The following is a 22,049-nucleotide window of genomic DNA, read 5'->3' as shown; positions in this document are numbered from 1 at the left end:
AAAATAAGGCTAGAGAGAAGACTGAGCAGGTATAAAGTTACGCTTGAGCTTTTTCTACTTGAGTCTGCTCTGATGGGTTTCCATCTGATTTGTTGTCGATTTTAATCTCTTTGATTTCGCCGTTTGGTTCACGGAAGAAGTACATGAAGATCACGAGGATGATGGCAATCATGATGGCACCGAAGCTCCACATGCCGGACCAATCAAACGTGAGTCCATTCTGCGGTTCGTCGTAAGCAAACATCTTCTCCATTAATACGCCACCCAAGCGGTAACCCAGCAAGCTACCGATACCTTGGCAACCCAATGTGATAAGGCCTTGCGCTGCGGTACGCATGTGAGCGGGTGCTTTTTTGTCGACGTAGATGTAAGCCGTTACGAAGTAGAAGTCGTAGCTCACGCCGTGCAAGAGGATGCCTGCGAACAGCAGTGAGTACAGGTACCAAGTGTCTGCGCTTCCGTAGACGAAGAAACCGTAACGAACTGCTGCTGTAAAGAGACCAAGTAATAGTACCTTCTTAATACCAAATCGTTTGGTGAAGAAAGGTAACGCCAGCATAAAGAAGATTTCAGAGAACTGACCCAATGTCATCCAGCCAGTCGCGTTGCTCATGCCGACTTCGGTTAAGTAGCCGTTTGCAAAGATGTAGTAGAACGCCAATGGCATGCTGAACATGAAAGAACAAACGAAGAATGCTAAGAAGTTTTTGTCTTTCAGTAACACGAGAGCATCAAGGCCAAGCATCACTTTTAGGCTAAGTTTACCGGTACTTTTCGGCGGAGTGTCTGGCAATGTCAGTGCGAAGATACCCAGAGCAGCCGAAGCGAGTGCCGTCAAGATTAGAGGGATATTGCTTGATGAAATATCGCCGTAACCCAACCAACCTGGTAGGAAACCAATCGCGATACCAGAAGCGATCCAGCCGATGGTGCCCATTACACGGATACGCGGGAAGTCACGTTCTACGTCTTCTACGTTAGAGAAAGCAATGCTGTTGGTCAGTGCAATCGTCGGCATGTAAGTTAACGAGTAAAGCAAAAGGATTGGGAAGAAGGTGGCAAACTCGGTTTGTTGAGCTGCTAAGTACATTAAACCTGCACCCGCTATCAACATCACTGAAAGTACTTTCTGCGCTGCGAAGAAACGGTCGGTGATTGATCCAACTAGGATCGGTGAAATGATCGCGGCGATTGCGGTACATGCATAAGACCACGCGATCTCAGTCGGGGTAAAACCATTGGTATTGAGTATTTGCCATAAGGGAACAAACCATGCTCCCCAGATGAACCATTCAATGAACATCATTGAAGACAGTTTGAAGTTAGTCGATTTCATTATTATGTCCTTTAGTACTGTAGGGTACGCAATGATGGTATTTCAAATGATAGTACCAATACAATACCATTGAGGTTGTTTTGTGATCTAATTATCAGATGTATCAGCAATGGAGTTACTTTATATGATCATAGAACATGGTGTTTTGAGCTGGTGTTGAGATCTAAATATGACGAGTTTTTTATCTAAATGACTGTTTCTAAATACGTTCTTTGAAGGTCTCAGGCGATGCCTGTAGAGAAGAAGGAAGGAATAACGTGGGTAGGGATATTAGGCATAAAAAAAGAGCAGCCAACGCTGCTCTTTCTGGTCTTAGTCTAAGTGAATAGTTACCCCATAAACCAAGAGATAAAAATCAACGCACCAAAGCCGAATGTTGCCATCAGTGCTGTATCACCACCGGCTGCTGTATAGCTGCCTTCAGTTTGTAGGTGAGGGAAATCAGGTCTACGAACCTTAACTACCATCGCCAGAGGTCCCCAGATAGCTAAGAACACCAATACCATGCCCGCATAATCCAGCATGCTCACAAACTGGCTCGCGAACAGTTCAGCGAGTACCAAAGGTAAAACAAAGGTCAGAGCGTAAGCCAATAGTTTGTTATTGGTAACAGCGTCTTTGTTTTGGTCGTAAAGCGCCATGGACACGCCAAGGAAAGAGGTCACCAGTGCCAATGCTGAGAACAGCGCAATCACGACTTTTAACCAAGCAGATTGTCCGCTAAACGCAGAGATCAGTTCTGAAATGTTGTGGAACTGGCTGATCGCGTCTGTACCAAGGTTACCGATAATCGCGAACAACCAAGTTAGGTAGCAGATTAGTGGAATCACTGAACCCAGCAGAATCATATTGCGGATCTGCTTTTGAGTCGCTTCGCGGTTGTAGATAACCAGTGACGGGATCACTACCATAGAGGCAAAACTAGTAAAGATAACCGCGCTGTACTGCACCACGTCATTAGCCGTGTATTTGCTGGCTTGAGTCAGGTAATCAAGGCGAATGTTGCTAAACAAAGAGGCGATAACGATAAACAGCATCACCACCATCATGATGAATAAACCGCGATTTAATTTGTCTATATATGATTTACCCGCCACCACAATCACACCCATCAATAGGCTGAAAACGGTATAAGCAGCGGATGCAGAGATGTCTACGCCCACATCGAGCAATAGCTTATGAATGATGTCGCCAACACCCAAGATATAAGCGATCAGCATGCAGACCAGCAGCAGGTAAAAGAGTGCATTGATAAAGTGTTTACCTTTGCTGCCTAGAGTTAGGTAAGCAACACTGCTCATGCCACTGTTGTCTTTAGTTTTGGTGCACGCTTCTGCCAGTAGAAGAGCTGAGTAAGTGGTGCCGATAAAGATAAGTAGCATCAGCACTGAGCTGATCATGAAGCCAAATTGGGCCAACACCATGGGAATGGCAAGCATACCAGCCCCTAATGCAGTTCCTGAAAGAATCAAAGAACTGCCGAATAATTTCATATTCAAGAAAACAACCTCGAGGTATCCAATTAATTTTTAGTTGGATTGTAAATATTTGTTGCCAAGACTAACAAATTACTCAGCAAAGTTAGGGGTTAAATTCTAATAAATTTTGAATTTTTCTAAAAAATTTAAGCGCGAATTTATGAGGTGTATATCAGATAGCTTGTGATATTTGCGAAGTGATTTGTTTTAGCTTTTTGATAACTTTTGTAAATTGTTCGCTGTTCAATAATTCGCAAGTTGAGGTTGATTAAGTCATGTCTTAATTACAGTGAAATTGAGTCAAAACCTTGCTTATTTAATGAATCCTTGCATGTCATCGTGTCTGCGATAGTTCTAATTTATGGCCTCAATCAGAGATACTTCTAACCAGAGTCATGATGGTTTGTCGTAAATGGAAAGATCCGTTGTCGCAGAAGCCACTCGGTAGTTTGGCGTTTCGCTCTTATTATCCTCACACCAATTATGTGGGGGTTTTATGTATCGTTTTCTGTTTTGTAGTTTTGCGCTTGTTCTCTTGTATCCAACGGCGATTGACTTGTATCTGGTTGGCTTGCCTCAAATTTCCGCGGACTTAAATGCCTCTGAGGCGCAGCTTCATGTCGCGTTTTCTATCTATCTTGCGGGCATGGCAACCACCATGCTGTTTGCCGGTAAATTTGCCGACAATGTAGGAAGAAAGCCTGTCGCGATTTTCGGTGCGATTGTCTTTGCGATCTCTTCGATGTTAGGCGGAGTCGTCACCAGCGCGGAACCGTTTCTTGCGGTACGCTTTTTCCAAGGTGTTGGCGCGGGCTCTTGTTATGTGGTGGCATTCGCCATATTGCGAGATGTGTTAGACGACCAAAAACGCGCTAAGGTGTTGTCGATGATGAATGGCATTACCTGCATCGTTCCAGTGCTTGCGCCTGTGATCGGTCACTTAATCATGACGGTTTACCCGTGGCCGAGTTTGTTCACGACTATGGCGAGCATGGGTGTGGTGGTGTGTTTGTTGTCGGTGCTCGTGCTAAAAGAGACGAAACCTAAGGTTACAGAGTCGATATTAACGAAAGCTTCTTTATCTGAGACATCTCAATCAACTTCTACCGAAACGTTTAAAGACCCGTTGTTTATCAGCCGTGTAATCATGACCAGCTTGGGCGTGACGGCGATTCTGACTTACGTGAATGTGTCTCCAATGCTGATCATGACAGAGCTTGGTTTCGACCGAGGTCAGTACTCTTACACCATGGCACTCACGGCTTTGGTAAGCATGTTGGTGTCTTTCTCAGCCCCGTTTGCTTTGAATGTGTTTAAACAAAAGAACCTAATGCTGACTTCACAAGCGTGCTTCGTTATTGCCGCTATTTTGTTGCTCGCGTCGATTGATGGCGGCTTAGGCCATTACGTCACATTGCTAGGTTTTGCTTTTGTGTGTGGTGGTTTCTCGCTAGGTTTTGGTGTTGCGATGAGCCAAGCATTGAGTTGTTACTCACAGCGAGCAGGTGTGGCAAGTTCGATACTAGGCGTTTCTCAGGTGTGTACTTCGGCACTGTTTATCTGGTTGATGGGTGTTATCGGGCTAAGTGCATTGAATATGTTGGTATTTATATTGGCTGCTGGTGGAGTTATCAGTATTGCTCTAATACTATGGGTAGGTCCTTCCCAAGTTAAAAGTGATTATGAAGAAGCCACTAGCCCGTCTTGATCTGAATCTGTTGTTCACTCTGCAATTGCTGTTGCAAGAGCAGAGTGTTTCTAAAGCTGCCAAAAAGCTCAACGTCACGCCGTCAACGGTGAGCAAATCACTGACTAAACTTCGAGACTGGTTCGATGATCCTCTATTTGTAAAGACACCAAGAGGTTTAACGCCAACTCCACTTGCGCTGAGCATGGTGAAAGATCTTCAAGATTGGTTGCAGATCGGTAGCCAAATATTGACGACTCGTGGCGACGATGCTCCTAAAGATCTGCGCTTGAATCTCGAGGCTGAATCTCCTCTGTCGCTAATCATGCTCAATGAGCTGACGCAAAGCGTGTATCAACGCTATCCAGATGCAAAAATCAAAATGCGTAATTGGGATTATGACTCTATCGATTCCATCGTTCGCGGTGAATCTGATATTGGGTTTTCAGGGCGAGAAAGCCACCCGCGTTCGAAAGAATCCCTAGACGCGCTGCCATATTTCATCGACTTCGAGGTTCTGTTCCACGACTTGCCTGTGGTGTATCTAAGAAAAGACCATCCAGCCTTGCAAGAAGAGTGGAACCTTGAGGCTTTCCTTAAATACCCACATATTAATATTGTGTGGGAGAAAAGCGAAACATGGGCGCTAGATGAAGTGCTTACCGACCTACAGCTCGACCGCAATATCGCATTGACATTAGCGGGCTTCGAACAATCGTTATTTATGACTGCCCAGTCAAATCACACCATGACTACTGTTGCGCCGAATTACTGCCGACGTTACGTAGAACAGCTTCACCCCAATCTTACCTGCTTACCCATACCACTAGATGAAGAAAATGCCAATAAGTTGCTGATCCCATTCACCATGATTTGGCACAAACGCAATGCTTACAACCCAATCGTTCTATGGTTAAAAGACACGCTCAGAGAGCTTTACCAATTTGAAGCTCAACAAGGACAAGATAAGAAAAATGTTTAATGGGTTGTTGACCTGACTACAGCTTCATAGTTTATCTTTTCTACCGAAATGAGAGGGGAAGTGCATGTATCGTATCTCTGAATTAGCCGATTTAGTTGGACTGAGTCGCTCGACATTGTTGTATTACGGCAAGCTAGGTTTGATTGAAGCTCAACGCCAGAGTAATGGTTATCGTCTCTATTCTGAAAAGGATCTGCAGCGTGTTCGGTTGTTACAACAACTGCAAGCGGGCGGATTAACACTCAAAGAGTGCCAAGCCTGTTTAGATGCCAAGATAGAACGCAGCCTGTTGGAAAATCGCCTCCAGCAGTTGGATGAAGAGCTAATACAGAAGCAGCGTTCACGAGATCTATTAGCCGCAATGTTAGGCGAAAGTGGCTTAGAAGAGTGGCATGAGTCTATGGATAAACTTGCGCCAGATGCACACCTCGATTGGTTAATTAAGCAGGGCTTTGATGAGAAGCAGGCTCTGCGATTGAAGTGGTTATCGAAAGACATGAATGAACATGAGCAATACATGGCGGATTTTGGCGTCATTTTTGACGGATTAGAACGTTTAGGCCCAGGAACAGCTGAAGATACCTTAGCGGCATTGGCACAAGTCCCGAACTCACCTAAACGTGTGCTTGAAATTGGTTGTGGTAAAGGTATTGCCACCTCTGTGCTGGCGAAAGCCCTCAAAGAAAATCAACCTGACGTGCAGATTATTGCGGTCGATAATGATGAACCGTGTTTAGATATTATGGCTCAACAAGCACAAGAATTTGGCTTAGAAAGCAATGTTCAAACCGTGTGTGCAAGCATGATAGATTTGCCGTTTGAAACTATGTCGTTCGACTTAATCTGGTCGGAAGGCAGCGCTTACATCATGGGTGTTCAGAAGGCGTTAAAGCAGTGGCGGAAGCTACTTTCCGATGATGGAATCTTGGTCGTCAATGATTTGGTCTGGAACACAGAAACCCCAAGCGAACCAATCAAAGCGTTCTGGCAAAAAGAGTACCCAGACATGACCACGGTCGCTGAGCGCATCAAGCATGCAAAGGCGGCGGGTTATCAAGTTTTGGGTGACTTTGCGATGAGCGATGCAGGCTGGTTTGCCTATTATCAGCCTTTACAAAAGCAAGTCGAGTCTTTGAAAGCAACGATGCCGAACTCGAAAGCGCTCGCAGATTGCGACAATGAAATTAAACAATTCTTCAATAACAGCAGGCTTAAGAGTGAATCTTTCGAAGGTTCTCAAGGCTCAGCTAAGCGTGATTTTGATTATCACTTCTTTGTGTTGAAGAAAGTACAGTAAGTGAAGAACACTATGAAATTTAGACAACATGATTCAAGCGAGATCGAAACGATCACTCAACTTTTTACTCAAACCTTTACGGATTCAGAAGGCGAGAACGAAGGTAAAACAGTGGGTAAGCTTGCCAACGATCTTTTAACGACCACAGATCGAACAGAGCTACTTTGCTTTGTCGCGGAAGGTGATTCTATTGAATCTGACAGCACGATTGTTGGCGCGATTATCTTTACGCCACTTTCATTAGATGACGAAACAAAGGCGTATTTGCTTTCACCAGGAGCGGTGAGCACTCAGGTTCAAAAGCGCGGTATTGGCCAAAAGCTGATTAACTTCGGCTTAGAGACTTTAAAAGAGCAGGGTGTCGAACTTGCTGTAACTTACGGTGACCCTAGCTATTATTCAAAAGTGGGTTTTGAGCAAATCACTGTTGAACAAATCCCAGCGCCATTTGAGTTGAGCTACCCACACGGTTGGCTAGCTCAATCGCTGACTGGCAGTGAAATCAGAGTAACAAGTGGAAAGTCGAGCTGTGTTGAAGGCTTGGCTCACGCTGAATATTGGTAGTCGCTCAAAATAAAACCTTAGATGAATGTAAGCCCATCAGGTTTCACTTGATGGGCTTTTTTGTTTTTAATCAGAAAGATAAGTTAAAAATAGCTCGATTTTAAATAGTCTACTTTCCCTTTTGATTTCTTATTCGATAGTTATTTTGAACGGTTGTTCAAAATAACACTTGAACGATCGTTCTAGTTTGGTTTATATTGTTTTTACACCAACGGAGAACAGTCATTAATTACTCCGTGATTGAATAAATTTAGAATCAGAATTGATAGGAATAGAACCATGAGCAACTTCAAAATTCACTCAGTAGAATCAGCACCAGAACAAAGCAAACTCATTCTTGAGGGTGCAAAAAAACAGATGGGAAGAGTACCGGGGTTGTTTGGTGTGCTGGCCGAATCTCCAAATACGTTGAAAGCCTACAGAGAGCTTCATCAGCTTTTTAACGACTCGTCTTTTGATGCTGAAGAGCTTACGGTTGTTTGGCAAACCATTAACGTTGAACACGAATGTCATTACTGTGTGCCGGCGCATACAGGCATTGCGCACTCAATGAAGGTCGATCCTGCAATCACCGAAGCGCTACGTAATCGCACAGCCATGCCAACTGAGAAGTTGCAAGTATTGCACGACTTCACGCTAAGCATGGTTCGTAATCGCGGCAATGTGCCTGAAAGTGAAATGACAGCATTCTTTGAGGCGGGCTACGGTCAACAACAAGTGCTAGAAGTAATTCTTGGTTTGTCTCAGAAAGTAATCAGTAACTATGTAAACCGTGTTGCTGAAACGCCAGTAGACAAGGTATTCGAACAGTTTGCTTGGAAAGGTTAATCTGCCTTTAGCTAAGTAAGACTAAGAATGATGAAAGCCCCGCTTGGTTGAGTGGGGCTTTGTTGTATTGATTGGGTTACTTTTTATTATTGCTTATCTATCTGCACCTAATGCCGCTTTAAGTCTTACCAAAGCGTCTGCTAATACTTCAGCAGGACACCCTAGATTCAAGCGAATAAACCCTGAACCTTCCTCACCAAAGGCACAACCCATACTTGGTACAATGCCGGCAGCAATGAGTTTACGTTCTAGAACTGCATCACTTAGTTTCATTGCACGGCAATCTAGCCATGCAAGATACGTCGCTTCGGGCTTTGTGAAACGAATATGAGGCAATTCTGCTTTTATGAATCCGTTCAGCGTTTCTATATTGTCTTGCAGATAGTGTTTTAAGTCCGCTAACCAAGTTTCACACTCTTGATACGCCGTGGTCGCCGCTGACATTGATAGGCTGTTGAAGCAATCCATGCCATGCGCATCCAAACGGCGAACAAACTGCTCCTTCAACTCCGAATTTGGAATGATGAAGTTTGAGATTCTCAATGATGACAAACCAAACGTTTTACTGGCCGCGGTCGCCACAATAAGTTTGTCGGTTAGCGAACTTGGTAAGCTTAATGTCGAATGGAATACATTAGGTGTTAGCGTTAGGTCACTCCAAATTTCGTCACTGATTAGCCACACATCGTGGTTTTTACAAAGCTCAGCAACTTGGGTTATCTCTTCCTCATTCCATGCTCTGCCTGTCGGGTTATGAGGATTACAGAAGATCAACGCCTTTGCACCACTGGCAAAGCAGTCTTCTAAGTGAGTAAAATCAAGCTGATAGTGGCCATCAGATTCAATCAACGGATTGTTCAAAACTCTTCGGTCATTCAGCTCGATGATCTTACGAAATGATCCGTAGCCTGGGCTTTGGATAACGATCTGGTCATTCACTTGCGTGAGCATTTGTAGTGCCATTGCGATACCCGGCAATACACCATGTATCGTGGTTATCCACTCTTTTTTGATTTCAGTGTCATGTTGGTTTTTAAACCAATTAATCGCAGCTTGGTAATAGTCATCTTGACGTTCTGAGTACCCAAAAATACCATGAGCGATATCTTGAGCTAAACGGTCGAGCACTTGCTGAGGAGCTTGGAAATCGTAGTCTGATACCCACATCGGCAGTAAGTCAGATCCTTCCAACCCTAGTTTCTGCTCCATAAAGTCCCACTTTACCGACCCTGTGTTTCGGCGGCTAATCGTATTGTCGAAAGAATTCATAGGATGTGAGCCTTACTTAGTGCTGTGAGCTAGAGAAGTTTCTACGGAGTCTTCTGACTGTTCAGGTTTTGCGCGTGCAATACCAAATCCAGTGAATCCATAAATCAGAGCGAAAACGACGCCGGTGTAACATTGGATAGCCCAAGGTAGGTAGTCTAACGTTGCTACGCCGAGTGTGCTTGCCATGTAAATACCCGCAGCTGTCCAAGGAACCAGTGGCTCAATAATCGTGCCTGCGTCTTCGATGGTTCTGGATAGGTTTTTAGTATCTAGCCCCATTTTACGGTAAGCGTTTTGGAACAATTCACCTGGGATAAGAAGGGCTAGTTTGCCATCTGATGTCGTGAAAACTACGGTAATAGTCGCGATCACTGTTGATGCGATAAGTTGTCCTGTTGAGTGAATCATATGCAAGAAACGACCTAGTACCACATTTAGTGCACCGGTTAGGCTTAACACACCTGCAAAAGAGAACGCACAGAAAACCAGTAGGATGGTGCTCATCATTGAGAACAAACCACCACGGTTTAGCAGCTTAGACACATCAGGAATTAGGCCATCAATCGCTGTACCTTTCGCTTCAAACAGAGCGACATTGAAGCCGTCGACATAAGCTTGGAAACCTTGCTGTAGAGAGAAACCTTGTAGAACCATACCTAATACAATCGCTAGGGCAGACGCACCTAACATCAGCGGCAGAACAGGCTTTTTGGTTAATGCACCCCAAAGGATCATGACAGGTGGGATAATCAGAAGAATGTTGAAGTTATAAAGGCTATCTAATCCAGCAAGAATTTGAGTCACTTTTTCTGGCTCGCCAACCGTGCTGATATCGGCACTTTGGCCTGCGAAGAAAAAGACAACAGAAGCAATCACAAAGCCCGGTAGCGTTGTGTAAAGCATGTGCTGAATGTGTTCGTATAAGGTCGTGCCTGAAACGATAGGTGCAAAGTTGGTTGAGTCTGAAAGAGGCGAGATCTTATCGCCAAAATATGCGCCAGAAACAACGGCGCCGGCAGCTGCAGCCAGTGATACATCTAAACCCGCCGCAACGCCCATCAGTGCAACACCAACGGTGCCCGCAGAGCCCCAAGAAGTACCAGTACATACAGAGACAACAGAAGTAACAAAAAAGGCAGCAATGAGTATGTATTCAGCACTGATGACTTTAAGTCCCCAGTAAACCATGTAAGGGATGGTGCCACTGATCATCCAGCTGGCAATAAGGCCACCTACTGAAACCAATATCAAGATAACAGGCATCGCTTTTGCGAGTTTCTCAACGATCGCGTTGATGATGTCATCCCAGTTGTAGCCCATCTTCCAAGCAATACATGCTGTGAAAGTCGCAGAAATGAGTAGCAGAACTTCAATGCGAAGTCCTAAAACACCGTATCCAATAGCAAGCAGCGCAAACATAACGGCTATAGGTGCTAATGCTAATCCGAACGATGGTAGAGGCTTTGAGTTATTCATATTTGTTGTCCTCAGGTGAATGTAGGGTTTGTTCGGAATGGATAATAAGCGTGCTCTGAAATCGAAAGTGCGACTTCAATGCTGTTTTCATGTAAGCGGTTACATGAGATGTGTACATGAGATTTTGGTCACATTTCGTCTCATTTTAGTGCTTGATTGACTTAACCGTCTGCCTTTCAATCAGTGTCGCTTCGAATTTATGTTGCTTGGGAGGTGCATATCCTGCGGCTTTAAGTTTTATGGCAAGGTTAGCCGCATAAGTCGACATCTCGTCAATAGGGTTGTGCATGGTGGTTAACCGAGGGTAAAGGTAGCGAGCGAGCAATACATCATCAAAGCCGATGACTGAAATATCGTTGGGAACCGAGATGCCTTGATCTTGTAAACTGGTCATTAATCCAGCGGCCATCACATCATTAAATGTAACGGCAGCCGTCACCTCTGGGCATTGGTTTACCAATATATCACCCGCGGCTTCACCACCTGATTCACTAAAGTTTTGGTTGATGATCCAATTAGGTTGTATTTCGATATTGGCCGCTTTCATGGCTTCTTGGTAGCCTTGCAAGCGGTCGGTTCTGTCTTGGATTGGAAGGTCGCTCGAGACATAGGCAATTTTTCGATGACCCAGCTCAATGAGATGCTGCACCGATATTTGAGCCCCAAGTTGGTTGTCTACCCAAACTGAGCGATTTGATATTTGAGCGATCGTTCGGTTGAGTAACACCATTGCAGGTAACTGAGCGGAGTAACGTAGTAGGGTGGTGTCATCGAGCATTTTCGAATGGATGACCATTGCTTCACAACCTTGGCTGATAAGAAAGTCGAGGCCTTCTTTTTCTCGCTGAGCATTGTGTCCGCCACTTACTACGACTAATTGGTAGCCATTGGTTCTAGCCACTTCCTCGACACTCTTGGCGACCAGAGCAAAAAATGGATCCGCAAGGTTGCCCGTCAGTAATCCAAGCGTCTTGCTGCTTCTGCTTGCCAAGGCGGTTGCGCGAGCATCTTTGTGGTAATTGAGCTCTTTTACTGCGCGTTCTACACGTTCTAGCGTGATGGGTTCAACATAGCAGGTACGATTGAGTACACGAGAAACCGTTGCTGTTGAAACCCCTGCAAGTGCTGCTACATCTTTTATTGTTGCCACGTTTAATTCTGCCAAGCATAGAAAGGCTGCGAGTGTAGCGAATCTCTAATGTTTAATATGTTAGTAAGGTCAAAGCTATTAACTCTGGGCTGAGAATATTAGTCGAATACTGGAAATATCTAACGTGCATGCTTCGCGATCAACTTAGCCAACGTCACTATCCCTTCTTTCCACTCTTTACTCTCTTCGATGTTGGCGACAGTGAAGCGCAGGCAGTGTTTGAATTGGTCGTGTGTACCAAACACGGTACCAGGTAAGATCCCCAGTTTATGTTTCAAGCAATCTTGATAAACGGCATAACTGTCGACAGATTCTGGTAGTGTTATCCAATTTAAAAAAGACCCTTCCGGTTTTGACAGGTGGTAGCGCCCAACAAGATGTGGGTAGCTATCCAATGCTTGTATTAATAGGCTTTGGAACTGTTTTTGATTGGTTTGATAGAGCCGTTTCATTTTGGATAAATGACTGCGGTATTTGCCTGTCGTAAGAAACTGCCCGACCGCGGATTGCATGAGGTTGGAACTGCCCATGTTGTCACACAGTAGATACTTTTCGACTAAAGGCTGATAGCGTCCAGAAAGTAACCAACCGACACGGAGGCGGGAATCTAAGGTCTTAGATAGCGAGTTCACGTAGATGACACGGTCTTGGTCATCCAGTTCTTTTAGGCTCGCAATCGGTGCATCAAACGCCAAGCTACCGAACACATCATCTTCGATAATCGGTAAAGATCCGGTTATCTCCAACAAGGCTTTTCGATTAGCCAGAGGCATTCTTGAACCTGTCGGGTTGGTAAAGTTTGGCGTCAGCAGTAGCGTCTTCACTTCCCACTTATCCAGTGCGCTCTGTAACGAAGGAATGTCGATTCCGTGGCTAACGCTGCTTGGTATTTCAAGGGCTTGTAAGCCAAGTGACTCGAGTAACAATAAATTGCCGAAGTAACACGGTGACTCTACCGCCACGATGTCGCCTGGTTTGGTGAGCGCACGTAAAGCCAAACTGATCGCCTGTTGAGCTCCGTGAGTAATCGCAATCTCTTTCGATCCCGCAGGAACACCTAGATCATGGGTGATCTTTAACAATTGCTTTACTAATTGCTCGTCACCGGGGGGCAATTGGTAATAACCGGGCAACTGAGTTTGTAAACGGCTATGGCGACCGATCTCGGCGTATAAGCTTCGAATCGCAGGATTATTAATGTTCGGGTGGGCAGAACCTGCCAATAGCTTCAAGCGACCTTTCGGACGAGAGAGTACCGATTTAGTGACAGATAAGAGGTCAACTTTTTGAGGTTGACTGGGCGCATCCCAACTTGTGGTGTTGGGTGCTTTGACGCGATAACCTGACTTGGGAACTGAATATACCCAGCCCGTAGCTTCCAACTCTTGATAGGCGCGAATCACGGTGTTTTTGCTCACACCAAGCTGTTCGCTTAACTGACGGATCGAGGGAAGGCGATCATCTGGGTGAAAGAGTCCTTTATCAATCTGAGCCTTAATATGTTGTTCGGTGGCGAGATATTTATTGCCGATGAGTTCTGCTTCCACGTTATTCTCCCTCGTTGCTCACACTCAATCTGTAACCATTTAAAGTGTTATATCTGTATCTTTATTAGTTATCTGTACCCAACTAAGGTAACAGCATTGATGAAGAGTTGACCAGAGGTTTGTAATGCTGATTAAAATGATTCCGTTTGTGTTTGTAATATTGTGGTCGTCAGGCTTTGTTGGCGCACGTCTTGGTGTGGAATACGCCGAACCCGCGACGTTACTTTCACTCAGGATGGTGGCCAACGTGGCGCTGTTCTTGGTTTTGATTGCAATCCTTAAGCGTCGTATTCCTCGTGGTCGAGCATTCTTCCATGCTTGTGTAGTCGGCATCTTGATTCATGGTTTTTATCTTGGTGGCACTTATCTGGCGATCGATTGGGGGATGCCTGCGGGGTTAAGTTCGCTGTTGGTGGGTCTACAACCTATCCTTACCGCGCTGATTATGGTCAGCTGTACCTCGCAACGTTTCAACTTCGCGCAATGGCTTGGCTTAGCGCTTGGTTTTGCGGGGATTAGCTTAGTGTTGATGGGCAATATTCAATGGCAGTCAGATGACCAAAAAGGTATGGCGACATTACTGTGCTTAGTATCACTGGTAGGTATTACCTGCGGCACTTTGTACCAAAAACGTTTTTGTCAGGGCACTGATATGGTGGGGGGGGCGATGGTGCAATACCTAGCTTCAGCTGCACTGTTTCTGCCTTTTGCAATGCGTTACGAAACCATGCAGGTGAACTGGACGGTAGAATTTACGTTAACGCTAATCTGGCTAGTGGTTGTGTTGTCTTGTATCGCAATATTGTTGCTGCTTTACATGGTAGAACATGGCGCATCTTCAAGTGTGGCATCGGTGTTCTATCTCGTTCCACCGACGACCGCAATTCAAGCTTGGCTTATCTTCGGTGAATCGTTCGACATCTATGGTGCAATGGGCTTCGCGTTGTCAGCCGCTGCGGTTTATTTGGTGGTGAAAAAGCCAGAGCTGGTTAAATTCCGAAGACACGCAGCATTAGATAGGTAAGAGTGTTTGACCAAGCCTGCTTGTACTTGAAGCATCGCTGTAGAAACAAAAAAGAGCCTGCAATTTGAATTGCAGGCTCTTTTTTTGTAAATCTTCCGCTAACGATTAACGTTGCATCAAACAAGCGTATGCCGTTGTAAACGGTGCTTCTTGGTATTGCTTAAGGCCAGTCTCTTTGAACTTCATCATAAGAGGGTTGCGCTTAAGGCTTTCTTTGATGTCAGCTGGTGACACAACTGTTACGTCTAGGCCATCGATCAACTGAATTGCTGCTTCTAGTTTGAAACCGAAGCCACCGCCAGCAAATTTGCCTTTAGTTTGGCGCTGACGAATTACCACTTTATCTACTTGGTAATCTTCCATCAGTTTTGCGAAAGAGAATTGAAAATCTTTCATGTTTTGCGTGTCGTTTGCATCGCCAATTGCGACTTTTGAAACGCGACAATCAGGAATGTTAAATACGCCATCAGAAAGAGAAAGTAGACAAATGATTGCATCATTACCTTTGATTTCAACGCCACAAATTTTCATGTTTATACCTATTTACTTTTGAGCCGTACATTATGGTGTTATTTCGATCACTTCTCCAGTAATAGAACATGTCTGTAGTAAATAAATTCAATATTTATCCACAATAACTTTTTCAAGTTGACGCCTGGTTAAATGCGAAGCACTAGTTTTCTTCGTCTAGTTTTATATGCGATGAGATTCACAAAACTTTGGCTAGCTTTTTTATTTCTACTGTATATTATGCGCGCGTCCCTATTTAATGTGTGGTTATTAACCCTCTATGAGTATCAACAACCTTTCTATTAAGAGTAAAATTGCGATCCCTCTAATGGTTATCGTGATTGTTTTCTCAACTGTTACTGTGCTTAACGTGATTAAATCTAACGCGCAAGCGGCGATTAATAACGAGCTCAATAATGTGGTTCAACCGGTTCTCGAAAACCTAGAAGATGGGTACCGAGACATCTATCAAGTCATTGCATCAGGGCAAGGTCTGTTACTTGCTCAAGATGAGGATGCGATTGAATATCAAAAATTTGAGTTTGAAGACAACGCTTATAAAGCCGCACCACGCTTTGAAAGTGTTCAAACTCTATATGCAGCAGGCGTGTTAGACTCATCTTCTCGAGACGAGCTAGCGAAATTGGTAAAGGCGATGAAAAAGTGGGTGTCGCTGCACGAGCCGATGTTTGCAGACCCTGCCAACGCGCACCAATACAACATCGATTACTCCCCAGCATTAGACGCTGAGTTTGTGATCATTCATGATCAGCTCGGTTATATCAGAGAGCTCATTGCTGTCAAACAAAATGAACTTCGCCAGCAAGCTAATGACTCGATTGAAGAAAGTAAGCTGATCATCGAAGTGGGAATGGCCGTTGCGGTGCTTGCGGCGTTGTTTGCGATGTGGCTATCGAACCGTTTTATCGTTCAGCCGATTCAGAGTGTAGAGAAAGCGATGAATGAGATTGCATCGGGTGATGGCAACCTGGCTCAGCGAATGAAAGTTGAAGGTTCTGATGAAATTGCGCGTTTAAGTTCTGCGTTTAATAAGTTTGTTAGTAAGATACATACCACTGTGGAACAAGTGATTGTGACATCAAATGCAGTACGTGCAGAGATGGGAAATATTAAATTAGTCACACAAAATGTTGCTCAGTTCTCTGCCAATCAACAACAAGAAAGTGAAGTTGTGGCTGCGGCGGTTCATGAAATGCAAGCAACAAGTGTGGCTGTGAGTGGCAATGCACTAGATGCTGCAACCGCAAGTAACGTCGCGAATCACGAAGTGGAATCGGCAGACAGCACTTTGGGTTTAACGGTGACTTCTATCGAACGCCTCGCGCAAGATATCGAGAATGCAGGTGGTGTGGTTCAAGAGCTGGATACCGATGTGAAGAACATTGCGTCTATTCTTGGCGTGATCAGAGGAATTGCAGAGCAAACCAACTTATTGGCATTGAATGCTGCGATTGAAGCCGCTCGCGCCGGTGAGCAGGGCCGTGGTTTTGCTGTTGTAGCAGATGAAGTGCGCGCTTTGGCTAGTAAAACTCAAGACAGTACAGGTGAAATTCAGTCGATGATCGAACGTCTTGAAGTCGGTGCCAAGCAAGCGGTTAGCGTGATGAATGAAAGTAAAGTCAGCGGCGAGAAAACCATCGTTCAAGCAAGTACAGCTGCGTCTTCATTGAGTGAAATTCGTAACTCAATCGGCATGATGAACGAGATGAACACGCAAATCGCAACGGCGGCATCGCAACAATCTCAAGTGTCTGAAGAAGTGAACAAGAATGTACAACGCATCGCTGAAAGCACTATGCAAATGGTGGAGATGGCAAGCAGCGCCGAGAACGCGTGTATGGCACTAGCAGAACAGTGCGAAGCGCTTGATGGCCTAGTTTCTCAGTTTGAAGTTTAATCTTCAAAAGTAGGCAAACGAATATGAGCTGATAATGGTTGCTTGTTTTGAGTTTCATTAATCAGCGCTTAACGAAAAAAAGCCCGTACTCAATGAGTACGGGCTTTCTTTTTGAATACGTGATCGGTTTTTGGACCTAATCAATCATTCAGTGTTAGCTGCTGCGACCGTCTTTGTATGTGTAACGGTAGTCAACTTTTACATTCGCTTGGTAATGGATGTCACCGCTCATGTTAGTGATTTTTTTCACTTCCATATTCGCGTCATCAATCTTGAACGAATCGTATTTTGTTGTTTGTTGGAACTGTGGCAGTTCTCTAGAAAGCTCAAAAGGTGTCTTTGCGCTTAGCTCATCCATAAGGTTTGTTCCTGCATCGTATGCTTCCGCTTCAGTAACAAATGTATCAGATTTTAGCGTTGTTTCTTGAAGCGTTGTTTTGGTTGCTGCAAACGCTGCTGTGCTGAGTACAAGAGTTGATGCAAGTATGATTAATTTTTTCATAGGAGTACCTTACTTTTTTATTGAAACCAATAATTCAGACTATCTCAACTTATTACTACGTAATGGGATTAATGTTAGGACAAAAATGTGTTTCTGTAAGGTGTTGGATAATAGAAACAGAGGTGGTGAAGATTTATGCCCAGAGCATATCAAGCAAGGTGACAGCAATTTGTAACTTCAATACACTGTATAGGTAACCATCGTTCAATATAGGGTAAAGGCATGGCCAATTGGGAAGGGGTAAGTGAGTTTGTTGCAGTGGCAGAGCGTGAAAGCTTTACTGGTGCCGCGCAGAAGCTTGCTACGTCAGTGGCTCAAATCAGTCGCAGAGTGGCAAACCTTGAAGAGCGCCTCGCAGTGAAACTACTCAATCGAACGACTCGAAAGGTTTCTCTTACCGAAGCCGGGCAGCTCTATTATCAGCAATGTAAGTTGTTGGTCGAAGGCTTGGAAATTGCGGAATTAGCCGTAACGCAGATGCAATCCACACCGAAAGGTTTGTTGAAGGTGACTGCGCCCGTGACCTATGGCGAACGTCAACTCGCCCCGATACTCCACCAATTCTTAAAGCTTCACCCGCAAGTAGAGCTCGAGCTGATGCTGACCAATCAAAAGCTTGATCTTATCGATTCTGGCGTTGATGTGGCGATTCGTCTTGGCCGCTTGGAAGATTCAAGTCTTGTGGCAAAGAAGCTCTCCCAACGACAACTCTACGTGTGTGCAAGCCCTGAATATATTGAGAGTTATGGTGAACCACATACGCTTTCTGAGTTAAGCCATCACCAATGCTTGGTCGGTGGTTTTGAGCATTGGCGTTTTAAAGAAAATGGTCGTCCGCGTTCGGTTCGTGTGAATGGACGTATCAAGTGCAATAGTGGTCTAGCCTTGCTGGATGCAGCGAAGCAGAGCATTGGCTTGGTGCAATTACCAGAGTACTACGTGAGTGAAGACCTTGATTCTGGAGAGTTGGTTGAGGTGCTATCTGATTACCGAGACGATAAAGAAGGGATCTGGGCACTCTATCCGCAGAACCGTAACCTGTCTTCAAAGGTTCGCTTATTAGTCGATTTCCTATCTGAGCAACTGGACTAGTTCTATGACGCCAAGCCACCGTAATGCCATCAGTCCAAACGACTTGATACTCAGAGTGTTCGATATACTTGAGAAACACTACGGCTATTTTGATTGGTGGCAAAGGAATGACCCTTACGAGATTATTCTAGGCGCTATTCTGGTTCAGAATACCAACTGGAAGAATGCAGAGAAAGCACTCACCAATTTAGGCGACAAGTGCAATCCAAGGTCAGTCGCAGAGATGGATCTTGAGGAACTTGGCCAAAAGATTCGCTCCAGTGGCTATTACAATCAGAAAGCCATTAAGTTAAAGGCAGTCACGGAATGGTTTTCGAAATACCAATACGATATGTCTGTAGTCCGTGCTCAGGATAAGGATCAATTGCGTAAAGAGTTATTGGAAGTTAAAGGGATTGGCGGTGAAACGGCTGATGCGATCTTGGTATACGCGATAGGTAAGCCGTCTTTTGTGATTGATGCGTACGCGCGAAGGGTCTTCACTCGTAACGGACTCGATGTGCCTAAATCGTATGAGAAGTTTCGAGCCTTAATGGAAAGTACAATCCCTCTGGATACAAAAAGGTACGGCTTTTATCACGGCTTACTCGTCGAGCATGGACAGCAATTTTGTAACCCCAAACCGAAGTGTCAAGTTTGCCCACTGAATCAAGATTGCGTTAAGGCCGGAGTTGGAGCTTAGTTCTACTCAGCGCTATTCCTTTCATTCAAACACTCTGCGATAAAAAATAGGGCTTCAGAATGATGATTCTGAAGCCCTATTGCATTTGATTCGAAAAGCTTTGAACGTTTTGTCACGTTTACTTGCTATTTAATCGAACGTAAGTGTATTAGACCGTAAAGCGATCCACCAAGTGGTATAGCTCATTGGCGCGGGTGTTTAGGTTTTGGCTACCCGTACGGTTTTGATTCGCCAATGACGCCGATTGTGAGCTTTGATCTGAAATCACCACAATGCGTTGAGATATCTCTTGGCCGACAATGTTTTGTTGTTCCGTCGCGGTGGCAATAAGCGAGTTCATGTCCATGATGGTATCAATTGATGCTTGGATCTTCGCCAGTGCTGCGGCTGCGGCATTAGCTTCCTCTACGGTCTGAGCACTTCTATTTTGGCTCGAATCCATGGCTTTTACGGCGGCATCTGAAGCGGCTTTTAGTTGCTGAATCATTTTGTGAATGTCACCCGTACTTTCTTGAGTGCGACTTGCCAGCTTACGAACCTCATCCGCTACCACTGCGAATCCACGACCTTGTTCGCCAGCACGTGCTGCCTCGATCGCGGCATTCAATGCCAAAAGGTTAGTCTGTTCGGCAATATCTTGAATAACGGCCAATGAAGACGAGATATTTTGAACATCGCCTTCCAAGCGTGATACGACTGTATTCGCTTCGGATACTTCACTTGCAAGCCCAGCAACCGAATCGGCAGCTGCGTTGACTATCTGTTGCGCTTCTTTAGCGTTGTTTTCTGCTAATTTCGCTGAGTCAGCCGCTTGGCTTGCGTTGCTCGAGATCTCTTGCGCAGTTGTGGTCATTTCGGTCATTGCTGTTGCAACTTGTTCGGTCTCTTCACGCTGGCCTGTAGCAATTTCGTCCACCTGAGCGGCGCGAGAAGACATGCTGTTGGTTTCTGACACGACTTGCTGTCCCACATCACTGACGCTGCGGATGATGGTTTGCAGACTTGCTACAAAGGCATTGAAGTTTTCGCTGAGCTTGGTGAACTCTGGTGCTTTGAATGCTTCCATTCGAGCCGTTAGATCGGCCTCACCGCTAGCAAAGGCGCTAATTGAGCGGTCGAACTGTTCGAGTGGTTGCATGATAGTGCGGTTCACGGCAACGGCGAAAACCGCCACTACAAGTGCAATCAAGCCACAGAAAATCGCAATAGCAGTAAGTGAGCTTTGCAGTGCGACATTTGAACTCGCTTTCATCTCTGCAATCACAGCATCGATGTCGTCAGTGTAAAAACCCGTACCGAGCATTAAATCCCACTGTGGAATGAAAATCGAATAGCTGAGCTTTGGTAAAGCTTCAGATTGCCCCAGTTTTGGAAAGTAGTAAGTGGTGAATTCACCCAATTTTGAGTTTTTGATCAGGTCGCGGATTAAGTAGTTGCCTTTTTTGTCTTGAAGGTCGTAGTAGTTTTTACCAATACCATCATTGTTTTGCCCAACAACGACTCGAACGCCTTTAGAGTCATAACCGAAAATATAACCAGACTCGCCATATTCTAACGTTCGTAATGTAGGCAGTGCCTCTTCCAGTGTCGCTCCTTTATCTATAAATGGACTGATCGAAGAGTAGGCCATTTGTAGGTACGCTTTGAGTTCCTTTTCTTTCATCGCCATCATATTGCTACGCGTCGATTCTACTTGCTGTGCGGTTAGCTCGGTGCTCTTCATATACGTCACGCTCATCATCCCAATTGCCATTAGTAGCAAGGGAATGAAAGAGAGAATATAAAGGCGGTTCTTGATGGTTAGGGTCATTTAGCGCTTCCTGTGCAGTTGTTCAATGCGGTTTTGACCACATTATTAATGTGATTTAAAAATGTAAATGGACTTGTTGTCTAATTGTTACCCTAAAATATTTTTGTTTTATAAATATGATAGTGGTTAGGTTTTTGATGTGAGATACCTTGCAACTAGGGGCTTAAGAGATAAAAAGTGAGATTACTTCGATGCTTTTGAATTTGGCGCTGCTTTGTTAGAATGCGACGCTTTGTAGCACCCTGCTATGTCTATTCGTTAAGTGAGAAGATTCATGAACAAAAGCCATGTGACTATTGGTTTAACTAACCCAAAGAGCCCGACTAACGTTGGTGCTGTTATGCGCGCGGCTGGCTGTTACCAAGTCGACGAAGTTAAATACACAGGGCAACGCTACGAAAAAGCGGCTAAGTTCCATACCGACACCAAGAGTGCAACTCGTACAATTCCACTAACGGGTGTTGAGTCGTTTCTAGATAACCTTGATGCGGAAACTCAGATTGTCTGTGTGGAGTTGGCTGAAGGGGCAACACCGCTTCCGCGTTTTAAACACCCGGAAAATGCTATCTATATTTTTGGCCCTGAAGACGGTTCCATTTCTCAAGATGTAGCCGATAGAGCGGATCACGTTGTGTACGTACCAACGGTTGGTTGCATGAATTTGGCAGCTACAGTGAATGTGCTGCTTTATGATCGCCTTGCAAAGTCTGATGAAATGGACGAGAGCAACGAGCTGATTAAGAAAAGCCGTGATAACCGTAATCATTTGCAAGTTAAATAATTACCGACATTGTCTTAATTGGTACTCGCTTGATTAAGAAAGGTTAATTAGACTCCAAAGCCCCTTGTTCATATGAACAAGGGGCTTTTTACTCGGTGTTTAATGGATCTTAATCG

Annotated in this window: 19 protein-coding genes; 10 read left to right on the top strand and 9 right to left on the bottom strand. The window is 44.8% G+C overall.

What is annotated here, in order from left to right:
* Positions 1-37: 37 nt before the first annotated feature.
* Positions 38-1,336 (bottom strand): nucleoside permease, encoded by a 1,299-nt coding sequence (locus tag QUF19_RS18880; RefSeq protein ID WP_286302128.1) that lies wholly within the window; start codon positions 1,334-1,336, stop codon positions 38-40.
* A 329-nt stretch (positions 1,337-1,665) separates the two neighbouring features.
* Positions 1,666-2,829 carry an amino acid permease gene (locus QUF19_RS18875; protein ID WP_286303268.1) on the bottom strand — a complete coding sequence of 388 codons (1,164 nt, stop codon included), beginning with the start codon at positions 2,827-2,829 and terminating at the stop codon, positions 1,666-1,668.
* 481 nt (positions 2,830-3,310) lie between these two features.
* Here QUF19_RS18875 and QUF19_RS18870 point away from each other — a divergent pair, with 481 nt between their 5' ends.
* From QUF19_RS18870 to QUF19_RS18850, 5 genes are all read left to right on the top strand, one after another.
* Positions 3,311-4,522, top strand: coding sequence for an MFS transporter (locus tag QUF19_RS18870; RefSeq protein WP_286302126.1), 1,212 nt, complete (start codon positions 3,311-3,313; stop codon positions 4,520-4,522).
* Positions 4,497-5,483, top strand: a complete 987-nt coding sequence (yidZ, locus tag QUF19_RS18865) for an HTH-type transcriptional regulator YidZ (RefSeq protein WP_286302124.1) — start codon at positions 4,497-4,499, stop codon at positions 5,481-5,483. Before QUF19_RS18870 ends, yidZ begins: the two co-directional genes overlap by 26 nt.
* A gap of 64 nt (positions 5,484-5,547) precedes the next feature.
* The gene (locus QUF19_RS18860; RefSeq protein WP_286302122.1) at positions 5,548-6,780 is read left to right on the top strand and encodes a MerR family transcriptional regulator; all 1,233 of its coding nucleotides are present in this window, start codon (positions 5,548-5,550) and stop codon (positions 6,778-6,780) included.
* Positions 6,781-7,344, top strand: a complete 564-nt coding sequence (locus QUF19_RS18855) for a GNAT family N-acetyltransferase (protein WP_286302120.1) — start codon at positions 6,781-6,783, stop codon at positions 7,342-7,344.
* Between the two features lie 279 nt (positions 7,345-7,623).
* The gene (locus tag QUF19_RS18850) at positions 7,624-8,172 is read left to right on the top strand and encodes a carboxymuconolactone decarboxylase family protein (RefSeq protein WP_286302117.1); all 549 of its coding nucleotides are present in this window, start codon (positions 7,624-7,626) and stop codon (positions 8,170-8,172) included.
* A gap of 93 nt (positions 8,173-8,265) precedes the next feature.
* Here the strand turns inward: QUF19_RS18850 and QUF19_RS18845 are convergent, their stop codons facing one another.
* From QUF19_RS18845 to QUF19_RS18830, 4 genes are all read right to left on the bottom strand, one after another.
* Positions 8,266-9,441 (bottom strand): MalY/PatB family protein, encoded by a 1,176-nt coding sequence (locus QUF19_RS18845; RefSeq protein WP_286302115.1) that lies wholly within the window; start codon positions 9,439-9,441, stop codon positions 8,266-8,268.
* A 12-nt stretch (positions 9,442-9,453) separates the two neighbouring features.
* Entirely contained in the window at positions 9,454-10,917 is a 1,464-nt protein-coding gene (nhaC, locus tag QUF19_RS18840; RefSeq protein ID WP_102339949.1) for a Na+/H+ antiporter NhaC, read from the bottom strand.
* Positions 10,918-11,062: 145 nt separating this feature from the next.
* Complete coding sequence (locus tag QUF19_RS18835) at positions 11,063-12,067, bottom strand: LacI family DNA-binding transcriptional regulator (protein ID WP_286302111.1); 1,005 nt, start codon at positions 12,065-12,067, stop codon at positions 11,063-11,065.
* A 119-nt stretch (positions 12,068-12,186) separates the two neighbouring features.
* The gene (locus QUF19_RS18830; RefSeq protein WP_286302109.1) at positions 12,187-13,614 is read right to left on the bottom strand and encodes an aminotransferase-like domain-containing protein; all 1,428 of its coding nucleotides are present in this window, start codon (positions 13,612-13,614) and stop codon (positions 12,187-12,189) included.
* A gap of 124 nt (positions 13,615-13,738) precedes the next feature.
* Between QUF19_RS18830 and QUF19_RS18825 the strand changes: the two genes are divergently transcribed.
* The gene (locus QUF19_RS18825) at positions 13,739-14,638 is read left to right on the top strand and encodes a DMT family transporter (protein WP_286302107.1); all 900 of its coding nucleotides are present in this window, start codon (positions 13,739-13,741) and stop codon (positions 14,636-14,638) included.
* 105 nt (positions 14,639-14,743) lie between these two features.
* Here the strand turns inward: QUF19_RS18825 and QUF19_RS18820 are convergent, their stop codons facing one another.
* Complete coding sequence (locus QUF19_RS18820) at positions 14,744-15,169, bottom strand: DUF3010 family protein (protein WP_017088295.1); 426 nt, start codon at positions 15,167-15,169, stop codon at positions 14,744-14,746.
* A gap of 259 nt (positions 15,170-15,428) precedes the next feature.
* Between QUF19_RS18820 and QUF19_RS18815 the strand changes: the two genes are divergently transcribed.
* Entirely contained in the window at positions 15,429-17,066 is a 1,638-nt protein-coding gene (locus QUF19_RS18815) for a methyl-accepting chemotaxis protein (protein WP_286302100.1), read from the top strand.
* A 154-nt stretch (positions 17,067-17,220) separates the two neighbouring features.
* Here QUF19_RS18815 and QUF19_RS18810 read toward each other — a convergent pair whose 3' ends face one another.
* Positions 17,221-17,568, bottom strand: coding sequence for a DUF3316 domain-containing protein (locus QUF19_RS18810; protein WP_286302098.1), 348 nt, complete (start codon positions 17,566-17,568; stop codon positions 17,221-17,223).
* A gap of 222 nt (positions 17,569-17,790) precedes the next feature.
* Here QUF19_RS18810 and QUF19_RS18805 point away from each other — a divergent pair, with 222 nt between their 5' ends.
* Together QUF19_RS18805 and QUF19_RS18800 are read left to right on the top strand one after the other, a co-directional pair.
* On the top strand, positions 17,791-18,660 hold the full coding sequence (locus QUF19_RS18805) for a LysR family transcriptional regulator (protein ID WP_050632447.1): 870 nt from the start codon (positions 17,791-17,793) through the stop codon (positions 18,658-18,660).
* Positions 18,661-18,664: 4 nt separating this feature from the next.
* Entirely contained in the window at positions 18,665-19,342 is a 678-nt protein-coding gene (locus QUF19_RS18800; protein WP_286302091.1) for an endonuclease III domain-containing protein, read from the top strand.
* A gap of 148 nt (positions 19,343-19,490) precedes the next feature.
* Here the strand turns inward: QUF19_RS18800 and QUF19_RS18795 are convergent, their stop codons facing one another.
* Positions 19,491-21,152 carry a methyl-accepting chemotaxis protein gene (locus QUF19_RS18795; RefSeq protein WP_286302089.1) on the bottom strand — a complete coding sequence of 554 codons (1,662 nt, stop codon included), beginning with the start codon at positions 21,150-21,152 and terminating at the stop codon, positions 19,491-19,493.
* Positions 21,153-21,426: 274 nt separating this feature from the next.
* Here QUF19_RS18795 and QUF19_RS18790 point away from each other — a divergent pair, with 274 nt between their 5' ends.
* Positions 21,427-21,933 carry an RNA methyltransferase gene (locus QUF19_RS18790; RefSeq protein ID WP_286302085.1) on the top strand — a complete coding sequence of 169 codons (507 nt, stop codon included), beginning with the start codon at positions 21,427-21,429 and terminating at the stop codon, positions 21,931-21,933.
* Positions 21,934-22,049 lie beyond the last annotated feature (116 nt).

This window comes from Vibrio sp. FE10, from assembly GCF_030297155.1.
GTDB classification, from domain to species: Bacteria; Pseudomonadota; Gammaproteobacteria; order Enterobacterales; family Vibrionaceae; genus Vibrio; species Vibrio apostichopi.
This window is presented reverse-complemented; position numbering and strand designations above follow the sequence as displayed.

Coding starts and splice junctions, on each gene's coding strand:
- QUF19_RS18880 (WP_286302128.1), bottom strand. CDS start 1,336: ATGAAATCGACTAACTTCAAACTGTCTTCAATGATGTTCATTGAATGG.
- QUF19_RS18875 (WP_286303268.1), bottom strand. CDS start 2,829: ATGAAATTATTCGGCAGTTCTTTGATTCTTTCAGGAACTGCATTAGGG.
- QUF19_RS18870 (WP_286302126.1), top strand. CDS start 3,311: ATGTATCGTTTTCTGTTTTGTAGTTTTGCGCTTGTTCTCTTGTATCCA.
- yidZ (WP_286302124.1), top strand. CDS start 4,497: ATGAAGAAGCCACTAGCCCGTCTTGATCTGAATCTGTTGTTCACTCTG.
- QUF19_RS18860 (WP_286302122.1), top strand. CDS start 5,548: ATGTATCGTATCTCTGAATTAGCCGATTTAGTTGGACTGAGTCGCTCG.
- QUF19_RS18850 (WP_286302117.1), top strand. CDS start 7,624: ATGAGCAACTTCAAAATTCACTCAGTAGAATCAGCACCAGAACAAAGC.
- QUF19_RS18845 (WP_286302115.1), bottom strand. CDS start 9,441: ATGAATTCTTTCGACAATACGATTAGCCGCCGAAACACAGGGTCGGTA.
- nhaC (WP_102339949.1), bottom strand. CDS start 10,917: ATGAATAACTCAAAGCCTCTACCATCGTTCGGATTAGCATTAGCACCT.
- QUF19_RS18825 (WP_286302107.1), top strand. CDS start 13,739: ATGCTGATTAAAATGATTCCGTTTGTGTTTGTAATATTGTGGTCGTCA.
- QUF19_RS18820 (WP_017088295.1), bottom strand. CDS start 15,169: ATGAAAATTTGTGGCGTTGAAATCAAAGGTAATGATGCAATCATTTGT.
- QUF19_RS18815 (WP_286302100.1), top strand. CDS start 15,429: ATGAGTATCAACAACCTTTCTATTAAGAGTAAAATTGCGATCCCTCTA.
- QUF19_RS18810 (WP_286302098.1), bottom strand. CDS start 17,568: ATGAAAAAATTAATCATACTTGCATCAACTCTTGTACTCAGCACAGCA.
- QUF19_RS18805 (WP_050632447.1), top strand. CDS start 17,791: ATGGCCAATTGGGAAGGGGTAAGTGAGTTTGTTGCAGTGGCAGAGCGT.
- QUF19_RS18800 (WP_286302091.1), top strand. CDS start 18,665: ATGACGCCAAGCCACCGTAATGCCATCAGTCCAAACGACTTGATACTC.
- QUF19_RS18795 (WP_286302089.1), bottom strand. CDS start 21,152: ATGACCCTAACCATCAAGAACCGCCTTTATATTCTCTCTTTCATTCCC.
- QUF19_RS18790 (WP_286302085.1), top strand. CDS start 21,427: ATGAACAAAAGCCATGTGACTATTGGTTTAACTAACCCAAAGAGCCCG.